Here is a 10,491-nt window from a genome sequence, read left to right as displayed (position 1 = left end):
TTATCATAATCTTTAAAATCTACAGACATTCTATTTGTAAACATTGCAGGTATCACAACCAATCTAAACGTTTGATTTTGTGTCCAAACAGATGAAAAAAAGTCTAAAAACACATTAGAACCTAAAAATAAATTTACATCGTATTGTGTAAAATCATAATTATAATCCAACTCAACACCATTATCAAAATAATAGGTTTGAGGCATTAATCTCCATACATCAACACCATTATCAACCTCATATAAATGATATACCAGCACCATATCTGTGCTATAAATAGGGGGGTTAAAAGTTACATTTCTTTTATAACCATTATTTGAACCAAAAGAAGTAGTTACTTCAAAAACCTCAGCAATGGTGTCATTATCCACATCATCATTCTGATCATTTACAGTACAGCTGTTTAGTGTAAACATTCCTATAAAAACAAAAAAAAGAGTAATTTTATTCATAACTTATTTATTAAATAATTAAACTTATTAACTCATAACCAATTGTCGTGCCAAACTATTAATTAATTCAAATTTTGTACATTTGAGCCATGATAGAAAAAAAATATTTATACATGATTATGATCGGCTGTAGACCTTTTGGTAGACTAACCGAGCAGCACGATGTTTTTTTTGGAATAGGAGCTTCATTGTCAGAATTAACTTCAGAAATGAAACAATTTTGGCCAGAAGCAAAGGGAAAAATACATATAGATGCATGGCAAAAAGTAACCTATACAGATGGTTTTTCAATTGAAGTAGTTGAAAAAGATTTGACTGTTGAAAATAATGAAAAACTATTTTTTATAAATCTTGGCGGTTATAAAGAAAATGAATTTGAAGAATACCACTATAAAGTATTAGCTGTAGCCAAAAACAAAGCAGAAGCAATTAAAAAAAGCAAACAAACAGCTTTTTATAAGCATTGTGGTTTTAAAGAAGCAACTTCGCACATTGATGATAAATTTGGGGTTGATGTAGATGATATGTATGAAATTAAAGATGTTTTATCTGATGAAATTAAATCAAAATTTCAATTAAAAATCACAAAAACGGATATTGAAACAGAAGACAAAAAACACATTGGGTATTTAAAACTGGAAAAAATTAAATAAGCGCACCGCTAAAAAAAAACATAATACTATGGGAAGAAACACCGAAAAGAATATAAAAAAACACAACGATAAATTACACAAAGAGCAAGACAAAGCTAAAGCTAAAAAAGTTGCACGTGCAGAAAAACTGAAAACTATTGTTCGCAAATTTAATGAAGAAAAAAAATAAGACCTCCCATTTCTGAGAGGTCTATGTTGTATTAAAATTGTACTATAATTTACATATTGCGTCTATACTGCCCACCAACTTCAAACAAACCATTTGTAATTTGACCTAATGAACACACTTTTGTTGCTTCCATTAACAACTCAAAAAGATTTTCATTTTTGATAGCTGCCGTTTGCAGTAATTCGATTTGTTTATCAATTTTATCTGCATTTGTTTTATGCAATTGCGCCAACATATCAATTTGGTATTGCTTTTCTTCTTCTGTAGCTCGAATAACCTCAGCTGGAATAATCGTTGGAGAGCCTTTTGAGCTCAAGAATGTATTTACACCAATAATTGGAAATTCACCCGTATGTTTCAACATTTCATAATACATAGACTCCTCTTGAATTTTACTTCTTTGATACATGGTTTCCATGGCACCAAGAACACCTCCACGTTCTGTAATTCTATCAAATTCTAATAAAACTGCTTCTTCAACCAAATCTGTTAGTTCTTCAATTATAAATGAACCCTGAATTGGATTTTCATTTTTGGCTAAGCCTAATTCTTTATTAATAATCAACTGAATAGCCATGGCTCTTCGCACCGATTCTTCTGTTGGCGTTGTAATAGCTTCATCATAAGCGTTTGTATGCAACGAGTTGCAGTTGTCATAAATGGCATATAATGCTTGTAATGTGGTACGAATATCATTAAAATCAATTTCTTGTGCGTGCAGCGAACGACCCGAAGTTTGAATGTGATATTTTAACATTTGAGCTCTTTGGTTTGCCCCGTACTTATTTTTCATGGCTTTCGCCCAAATTTTACGAGCTACTCGTCCTATTACAGCATATTCTGGATCAATTCCGTTAGAAAAGAAGAAGGACAAATTAGGTCCAAAATCATTGATATTCATTCCACGACTCAAATAATATTCCACATAAGTAAAACCGTTTGAAAGGGTAAATGCTAATTGCGAAATAGGATTTGCTCCTGCTTCTGCAATGTGGTAACCCGAAATGGAAACAGAATAAAAATTTCTAACTTTTTCTTTGATAAAGTACTCTTGCACATCACCCATCAAACGCAAGGCAAATTCTGTTGAAAATATACAGGTATTTTGAGCTTGATCTTCTTTTAAAATATCAGCTTGCACTGTTCCACGAACCTGAGTTAATGTTTTAATTTTAATGTCGTTGTAAATAGCTGAAGGTAAAACCTGGTCACCTGTTACCCCTAAAAGCATTAAACCTAAACCGTTATTGCTTTTAGGCAATGTTCCTTGATATTGTGGCCTTTTTGTTTTTTTTGTTTTATAAATTGTTTCAATTTGAGCTTCAACATCTTTTTCTAAACTATTTTCAACAATATATTTTTCACAATTTTGATCAATTGCTGCGTTCATAAAAAACCCTAAGAGCATAGGTGCAGGCCCATTAATTGTCATGGAAACTGAGGTTAAAGCATGACTTAAATCAAAACCTGAATACAATTTTTTAGCATCATCTAAACAACAAATTGAAACTCCAGCATTTCCAATTTTTCCATAAATATCGGGACGCAAATCGGGATCATTTCCATATAAGGTAACACTATCAAAAGCGGTTGACAAACGCTTAGCTGGCATACCTGCACTTACATAATGAAAACGTTTGTTTGTTCGTTCGGGTCCACCTTCACCTGCAAACATTCTACTTGGATCTTCTCCTTCACGCTTAAAAGGATATAATCCAGATGCAAATGGAAATTCTCCAGGAACATTTTCTTGTAAATTCCATTTTAAAATATCGCCCCAGGCTTTGTATTTTGGTAATGATATTTTAGGAATTTGAGAATGCGATAACGATTCGGTATGCGTTGCTATTTTAATTTCTTTATCACGTACTTTAAAAGTGTAAAACGGATTTTTATATTTCTGAACTTTTTCATCCCAAGACAAAATTACTTCCCAATTGTAGGCATCAAAATCCATTTTTATTTTATCAAATTGTTGCAATAACAATTCTAAAAACACTTTATTTTCTTCTGTTCTGTTTAAAGAATCTGCTACGATTCCTGCTTTATCAATCTCGGGAATATTTCCGTTTACCGATTCAATCGTTTTAAAAATCCCGTATAATTTTTGAGCAACTTCTACTTGAGAAAGTGCAGTTTCGTCATATTTTCTATTGTTTTCTGCAATTTCAGACAAATAGCGGGTTCTGTGAGGAGGAATTACATATATTTTTTCACTCATTTCACGTGTAATTTTGAACGTCGAATTTAAATTAACACCTGTTTTTTCGACCATTTTGTCCATGATAGACTTATATAAGGTATTCATGCCAGGGTCATTAAATTGTGACGCAATAGTACCAAAAACGGGCATGTCATCTGGATTTTTATCCCAAAGATTGTGATTGCGTTGGTATTGTTTTTTTACATCCCTAATGGCGTCCAAAGCGCCTCGTTTGTCAAACTTATTTAAGGCTACTAAATCAGCGAAATCGAGCATGTCTATTTTTTCGAGCTGTGTTGCAGCACCAAATTCTGGCGTCATAACATATAGCGAAACGTCTGAATGTTCGATTATTTCGGTATCAGACTGACCTATTCCAGAAGTTTCAAGGATAATTAAATCATATGCTGCTGCTTTTAACACCTGAATTGCTTCATTGACATATTTAGACAAAGCCAAATTAGATTGTCGTGTTGCTAGTGAACGCATATAAACTCTAGGATTGTTAATAGCATTCATTCGTATTCTGTCACCTAATAAAGCGCCACCTGTTTTTCTTTTTGATGGATCGACAGAAATTATCCCAATTGTTTTTTCGGGAAAGTCTATTAAAAAACGCCTTACTAATTCATCTACAAGAGATGACTTTCCTGCACCACCCGTACCTGTAATTCCTAAAACAGGTGTTTTTGATGTTTGATTTTTTTTATGAATGGCATCCATAGTTTTCTTTGCTACTTCAGGAAAATTTTCGGCTGATGAAATTATACGAGCAATAGCCGTTATGCGTTTTTCATCCAAGTGATTGATTTCACCATTTAATACATCTCCAACAGCAAAATCAGATCTTTTTACTAAATCGTTAATCATTCCTTGTAACCCCATGGCACGACCATCATCTGGAGAATATATTTTTTCTATTCCATAAGCTTCTAATACTTCAATTTCTGTAGGCAATATAACCCCGCCACCGCCGGCAAATATTTTAATATGACTTGCCTTTTTTTCTTTAAGTAAATCATACATGTATTTTAGATATTCAATGTGCCCACCTTGATACGAGGTCATTGCAATAGCATTTGCATCTTCTTGAATTGCCGTGTTTACGACTTCGTCAACGCTTCTATCATGTCCAAGGTGAATCACTTCGCAACCAGTTGATTGAATAATTCTTCTCATGATATTAATAGCAGCATCATGACCGTCAAAAAGTGAAGCGGCAGTAACAATTCTAACTTTATTAACAGGTATATAAGGGATTTGAGGCTCCATATTGAATAATTATCAGTTTTTAAGTCGCAATTTACGAAATAAATAATATAATCATATGAAAGCTACTCTTAAATAAAATAATACTTAATCGAATAAATGATGTCATTTATCTAGTTGACATGTATTAAAACCAAATACAATAATAAAAGGTTTTTTATAAATATAGATTTGTAAATAAGTTAACAAATAAAAAAAATTAAACATGAAAAGAATTACACTATTATCCATTACACTTGCTTTTTATAGTTTTGGAGCTGTAGCTCAAGAACTTCCGGCTAATCCGACACCTGGAAAGTGTTACATCAAGTGTATCACTAAAGATGAATTTAAACAAGTGACTGAAACGATTCAAGTTTCACCTGCTTACAAAAAACTTACAATAGTTCCTGGAACATTTAAAACTATAGAAGAAAAAGTACTTGTTAAAGAAGCTACAAAAAAATTAATTTATGTGCCAGCTGTTTTCGAAACTACTACAGTGCCCTATACTGCAAAAGAAGGAATAGAAACTTTATCTGTTTTGCCTGCTAGTTTTGGCAAAGATTCTAAAACAGTAGAAACATATCCAGTTACTGGAAAATGGGAATATACAAAAATGAAAAACTGCCCATCTGCAAACAAAGAAGACTGTATGACATTATGCTTTGTTGAATACCCTTCTAAATCTGAAGCGGTAAGCATCACTACATTAAGTAAAGACGCAAGTACCAATCAAGCAAGTATATCTGCCCAACAATCGTCTTACAAAAAACTTAGTATTAAAGTTCCTGCAAGAACAGAAGAGGTAATTATACCCGCAGAATATTCGGTTATAAAAAAACAGGTTGTTGATAGAAAAGCTAGCACAACTGAAGAAGTAGTAGCAGCTGTTACTAAAACTGTTACTAAAACGGAATTGGTAAAAAAAGGAGGGGTTACTGTTTGGGAAGAAGTTGATTGTTCATTAGTTGGAACTAATAATTTATTAAATATCCTTTACGAATACAACAGTGCAAAGTTAACCTCTAGATCTACTGAAGATATTGATCAAAACTTATTAAAACTATTGAATGACAAACCAAATTTAAGAGTTGAAATTATGTCTCACACAGACTCAAGAGGAAATGATAGCTACAACAAATCATTATCTCAACAAAGAGCTCAATCGGTTGTTAATTATTTAGTTTCTAAAGGCATATCTAGAGATCGATTAGAAGCAAGAGGCTACGGAGAGTCACAATTAAAAAATAATTGTTCTAATGGAGTAGCATGTTCAGAAAATCAACATCAATTAAACAGAAGAACTGAGTTTAGAATTTTATAATAAACCATTTTAGATTAAAAAAAAGGAGCAGCTGATTAGCTGCTCCTTTTTTTTTAAACTTATTTTATATTCTACTTGTCATATCATCTTTTTTGAATATGAATCACATTTGAACTTATTGCATTTGCCTTAATTTCAATTCCAAATGAACTGCTTAATTCTTCAAACATTAAATCTTCATATAGAAATTGAAAATCCCAATCATATAGCTTTTCATCATTTCCTAAATAAAAGAAACGTTTTTGTTTTGCATTACTTAACAAACTAGACAAAGAATGAATGTCCATATTGTCGGCCTGTATCCTATCGGTTCCTATCATGTAGTTTTGCAAACTACCATCCCAATTGAACTGATTAGAATCCCATAATAATTTTTCATTTTTAACTACAATTTCATAACCTTCAATTTCTATTATATTTTGTTCGCTTTTTAAATTTAGATACAATAACGCTTCTTTGATAATTTGATCCGGACTTGTTATCCAAAATTGTTTCTTAGATATGATTTGTAATTTTTTATTTGTGCCCTCTGAAAATTTCAAATCAAAGGAATTGATTTGCTTCAATATAAAATATAAATCTGAAAGTGAACCTTTAAAAAAAACTTCATCTTCTGTTTCAATAAGTTCTTCTTCGTCAGATTCTAACTCATTATAGGTAATAGAGTCATTGTTTGACAATACTTTATAAGAACTGTTGTTTTTATTGTCACTTTTTTTTATTATTTTATCTATATTTTCTTTAGAATTATCATTTGAATGAAGGGTATAAAATTGATCTAACTTTTCCTGTGTTAAATCAGAAGGATGACCTTTCCATAATAAATTTCCTTCTAAATCAAGCAAAACAGCATGTGGTCTTGATAAAATGTTGTATTTTTGAAATGTAACATTTTCATAATCAGAAACAACCATTAAGTCGATAGGCCTTTTTTCTAAATAAGATCTAATTTTAGTTTCGTTTTCATCAGAAATAGAAACAACAAATACTTTTTCTTTGTTGTGCGCTTGTAAAATTTCAAGTTGTTTGGTTGCAAATACACATGGCGCACACCAAGTAGCCCAAAAGTCTATTACAATTAGCTTTTGTTCTGAAAATAAAGTAATTTTGTTTTGAGATATAACTTCAGATATCGATGCAGATTGGGCTGACAAATCGTACGTAAGAAAAAATAAAGCTATTACATATAAATTTTTCATTTTTAACTTTCCTTTATGATAACAACAAACATACCAAAATTAAGACAATTTTATAAAATTAAGGCTATCCTTTTTTTATCTTTAATTATATCTACATCAAGCTGTGCACAATTGCTACAAATAGTAGAGCAAACACCACTAAGTGATTTAAAATTAAGTCAATTAGATATTTCAAATGGACTAAAAGGAGCCTTAGACAAAGGAGTTGAAAAGCAAGTGACTAAATTAACGGCTATAGATGGGTTTTTGCAAAACGAATTGGTTAAAATTGTATTGCCCGAAGAACTGCAAATTATTGACACTAAGCTAAGACAAATTGGGCTTTCTAGCTTAGCAGATGAAGGAATAAAGGTGTTAAATAGAGCTGCTGAAGACGCCGTTAAGGAAGCAACACCAATTTTTACAGATGCTATTAAAAACTTAACTTTTTCTGACGCTAAAAACATTTTAATGGGAAACAATACGGCTGCTACAACTTATTTAGAAAGTTCAACTTCTACAGCTTTATATTCAAAATTTAATCCGGTTATACAAAACTCTTTTGAAAAAGTTGGAGCAACTAAAGTTTGGTCCAATATCATTTCAAAATACAATAAAATTCCGTTTGTAAAAAAAGTTAATCCAAATTTAACAGATTATACTACTCGTAAAACCATGGATGGTGTTTTTAAAATGATAGCTGTCGAAGAACTGAGCATTAGAACCACATTAAACTCCAGATCCACTCCTATATTAAAAAAAGTATTTGCTTTGCAAGACAATAGATAACTAAACAAGGATGTGTGTTTTTTTAATAACTTTTAAATAACATCAAATTAATCTATACTGCAACAAAAGAGGGTAAATTTGTAGTGAAATTATATTGATTGTTAAGTTAGTTATATTAAAAATTAATGCTGTGCATAGTGTACAGCATTTTTTTATTTTATTCTTTTTAAGAATTTTAAACTTATTTCATTAAACTTTTGCGCTTGCTCAATGTTTACAACGTGTCCACAATTATCTAAAACCGACAGTTGTGACGAACTAAAATGATTTTTTACAACTGCTCGAATAGAAGGCAAAAACATATAATCTTCACTACCCATTATATATAAAGTTGGAATTAATATTTCAATTTGCCTAAAATACTTTAGCAAAGGATTAATTTCTGCGGTTAGTTTAAACCATTTTATAAATTCTTTTTGATATAATTTTTTGGCTTCGTTTATAAAAAATAACCGCGACTGTTTGTGGTTTTGTTTTGGCATTATTATAAAAGCAAACAATTTATAAAGTACCAAATATGGCAAAACATATTTAAAAACATTACCCACTTTCATTAATATTTGAGAGCGAAAATTCATTTTTAAAATAGCACCACCTAATATCATACTTTTTACACGAGTAGGATGATCTTCTGCTAATTGTCTTATTAGGATTGTTCCTAATGAAATACCTACAAAATGTGAAGATTGAATTTTTAAATAATCAATTACTTCTAAAATATCTTCTGTTATAGCTTTAAATGTATATTTTGAAGAAGTCATTTTAATTTTACTTTTTGATTCTCCATGTCCGCGCAAATCTAAAAGCAAAACATTATAATGTTTTTGAAATTCTCTAATTTGTTTAAACCAAATTGAAGAACTTCCTCCTGCACCATGCACAAAGGTTATCCAATCTTGACTTAATTCGTTTTTGTAAATTGAAAATGAAAGCAATAGTTTATTTTTTATTCAAATTTAGAACTTTAATCCTTATAACAATGTTTAATTTATTCATAAATTTTAGCATGAAGAATTTTAAAATATTTAAAAGACTTTAAAATTCTAGTACCATACCAAGAGAACATTTCTCCATCAACAAAAACTGTTTTTGCATGATGGGTAAAGCGTCCAATATCAAAAGCATCTTCATCTTTAAAAGGATAAGGTTCAGACGAAAGAAAAACTACATCAGGATCACCTTCTAAACAAATCTTTTTTAATTCCACTTCTGGATATCTTCCTTTTACTTTGTAAATATTTTTAAAATTATTGAGTTCTAATAAAGAATTGATAAATGTATCTTTTCCTGCAACCATGTATGGGTTTTTCCAAATAAAATAAGCTGCTTTTTTAGAAGGTTTATCTTTGATGAAACTCTGAAAATCTTGATAAGCAAAATTGATTTTATCATGCCATTTTTGAGCTTCTGTTCTTTTACTAAATAATTTTCCGAAGTCTAAAATCATTTGTAAATTATCTTCAATAGAATAAATATCAGTTACAATTACTGGACAAATTTGACTTAATTCTTCAACAATTTCTTTGGTGTTTTCTTCTTTATTGGCAATAATCACATCAGGTTGTAATGCTTTTACTTTTTTAAAATTGATGTTTTTTGTTCCTCCAACAACGGTTTTTGTTGCCTTAAAATGAATTGGATGTGCACAAAATTTTGTAATTCCAACAATAGAATCTTCCAAGCCTAAATCATACAATAATTCGGTTTGTGAAGGAACAATGGAAACAATTCTTTTTGGAGTTGAAATAAAAGTATGAAGATTTTCTATTTGGTCTGTAAAGCTAATCATTTCTTATCTAAATATGAGCTTATACTTTTATAATTGTTTATAAAAATAAAACCTATAATTATATTTACAATTGATGAAAAGAAATTAAAATAATTAACTTCATGTCCATAAATTGGTTTGTGTGAAACTTTATACTTAAATATGTTAATAACTTCAAACATAAAATTAGGAACATTATCAATAATCATAAAACCAGCTATTAATAGAATCGCTAATTTAAATATTTGCTCATTTTTAAAATCACCAAAAATCAATTTATCATCATCAAACCCCTTATCTAATCCTAATTTATCAATGATAAAGTCTGATTTAAAAAGTAAAATAAAAAATAAAGCTATAATTAAAAGAATTGAGCCTAAGATTGTTAGTATCATCCAAACTTCACCTTTGTAAATAACAACATTTGAAAGGGTTGAAGGTAAGAAAGTAAACAATGCTAAAAACATTGAATACAATCCAAAAACTTTAATTATTATTCTAAAAAAATCTCTTTTAGTCATGCTATTTTTTATTTAAAATTTCTTCCATTTCTTGTTGTAATTTCTTAGCTTCTTCCCTAGCCTTTTGAACAAAATCTTCTTGATTGGAAGCATAAATAATTCCACGAGAAGAATTTATTAAAAGTCCGACTGAATCATTCATTCCGTATTTACAAACATCTTGTAAATTTCCACCTTGAGCAC

General features: G+C 30.2%; 10 protein-coding genes and 1 pseudogene. 4 read left to right on the top strand and 7 right to left on the bottom strand.

Annotated features, from left to right (window positions below):
• On the bottom strand, positions 1-452 hold a 452-nt coding region (locus tag AABM47_RS00780; protein ID WP_338409016.1), incomplete at its 3' end, for a hypothetical protein.
• Between the two features lie 89 nt (positions 453-541).
• Here AABM47_RS00780 and AABM47_RS00775 point away from each other — a divergent pair.
• Both AABM47_RS00775 and AABM47_RS00770 read left to right on the top strand, forming a co-directional pair.
• On the top strand, positions 542-1,105 hold the full coding sequence (locus AABM47_RS00775; RefSeq protein WP_338409015.1) for a DUF1543 domain-containing protein: 564 nt from the start codon (positions 542-544) through the stop codon (positions 1,103-1,105).
• A 28-nt stretch (positions 1,106-1,133) separates the two neighbouring features.
• Positions 1,134-1,274, top strand: a complete 141-nt coding sequence (locus tag AABM47_RS00770; RefSeq protein ID WP_338409014.1) for a hypothetical protein — start codon at positions 1,134-1,136, stop codon at positions 1,272-1,274.
• Positions 1,275-1,323: 49 nt separating this feature from the next.
• Here AABM47_RS00770 and AABM47_RS00765 read toward each other — a convergent pair whose 3' ends face one another.
• A complete protein-coding gene (locus AABM47_RS00765) occupies positions 1,324-4,749 on the bottom strand; it encodes a methylmalonyl-CoA mutase family protein (protein ID WP_338409013.1) in 3,426 nt (1,141 codons plus the stop codon).
• A 202-nt stretch (positions 4,750-4,951) separates the two neighbouring features.
• On the opposite strand from AABM47_RS00765, the gene AABM47_RS00760 reads away from it, so the two are divergent.
• Positions 4,952-6,052, top strand: a complete 1,101-nt coding sequence (locus AABM47_RS00760) for an OmpA family protein (RefSeq protein ID WP_338409012.1) — start codon at positions 4,952-4,954, stop codon at positions 6,050-6,052.
• An 83-nt stretch (positions 6,053-6,135) separates the two neighbouring features.
• On the opposite strand, the gene AABM47_RS00755 is transcribed toward AABM47_RS00760, so the two are convergent.
• Entirely contained in the window at positions 6,136-7,251 is a 1,116-nt protein-coding gene (locus AABM47_RS00755; protein ID WP_338409011.1) for a TlpA disulfide reductase family protein, read from the bottom strand.
• A gap of 15 nt (positions 7,252-7,266) precedes the next feature.
• On the opposite strand from AABM47_RS00755, the gene AABM47_RS00750 reads away from it, so the two are divergent.
• Positions 7,267-8,019 carry a DUF4197 domain-containing protein gene (locus AABM47_RS00750; RefSeq protein ID WP_338409010.1) on the top strand — a complete coding sequence of 251 codons (753 nt, stop codon included), beginning with the start codon at positions 7,267-7,269 and terminating at the stop codon, positions 8,017-8,019.
• Between the two features lie 152 nt (positions 8,020-8,171).
• Here the strand turns inward: AABM47_RS00750 and AABM47_RS00745 are convergent, their stop codons facing one another.
• The 4 genes and pseudogenes from AABM47_RS00745 to AABM47_RS00730 all read right to left on the bottom strand — a co-directional run.
• On the bottom strand, positions 8,172-8,954 hold the full coding sequence (locus AABM47_RS00745; RefSeq protein WP_338409009.1) for an alpha/beta hydrolase: 783 nt from the start codon (positions 8,952-8,954) through the stop codon (positions 8,172-8,174).
• Positions 8,955-9,007: 53 nt separating this feature from the next.
• Positions 9,008-9,808 carry a helical backbone metal receptor gene (locus AABM47_RS00740; protein WP_338409008.1) on the bottom strand — a complete coding sequence of 267 codons (801 nt, stop codon included), beginning with the start codon at positions 9,806-9,808 and terminating at the stop codon, positions 9,008-9,010.
• Positions 9,805-10,308, bottom strand: a complete 504-nt coding sequence (locus AABM47_RS00735) for a hypothetical protein (RefSeq protein ID WP_338409007.1) — start codon at positions 10,306-10,308, stop codon at positions 9,805-9,807. Before AABM47_RS00735 ends, AABM47_RS00740 begins: the two co-directional genes overlap by 4 nt.
• A 1-nt stretch (position 10,309) precedes the next feature.
• Positions 10,310-10,491 (bottom strand): annotated as a pseudogene (locus tag AABM47_RS00730) (orotidine 5'-phosphate decarboxylase); the annotation flags it as partial.

The organism is uncultured Flavobacterium sp. (genome assembly GCF_963925415.1).
GTDB lineage: Bacteria > Bacteroidota > Bacteroidia > Flavobacteriales > Flavobacteriaceae > Flavobacterium.
The sequence above is the reverse complement of the archived record's forward strand: the minus strand, read 5'-3'. Positions and strand labels throughout refer to the sequence as shown.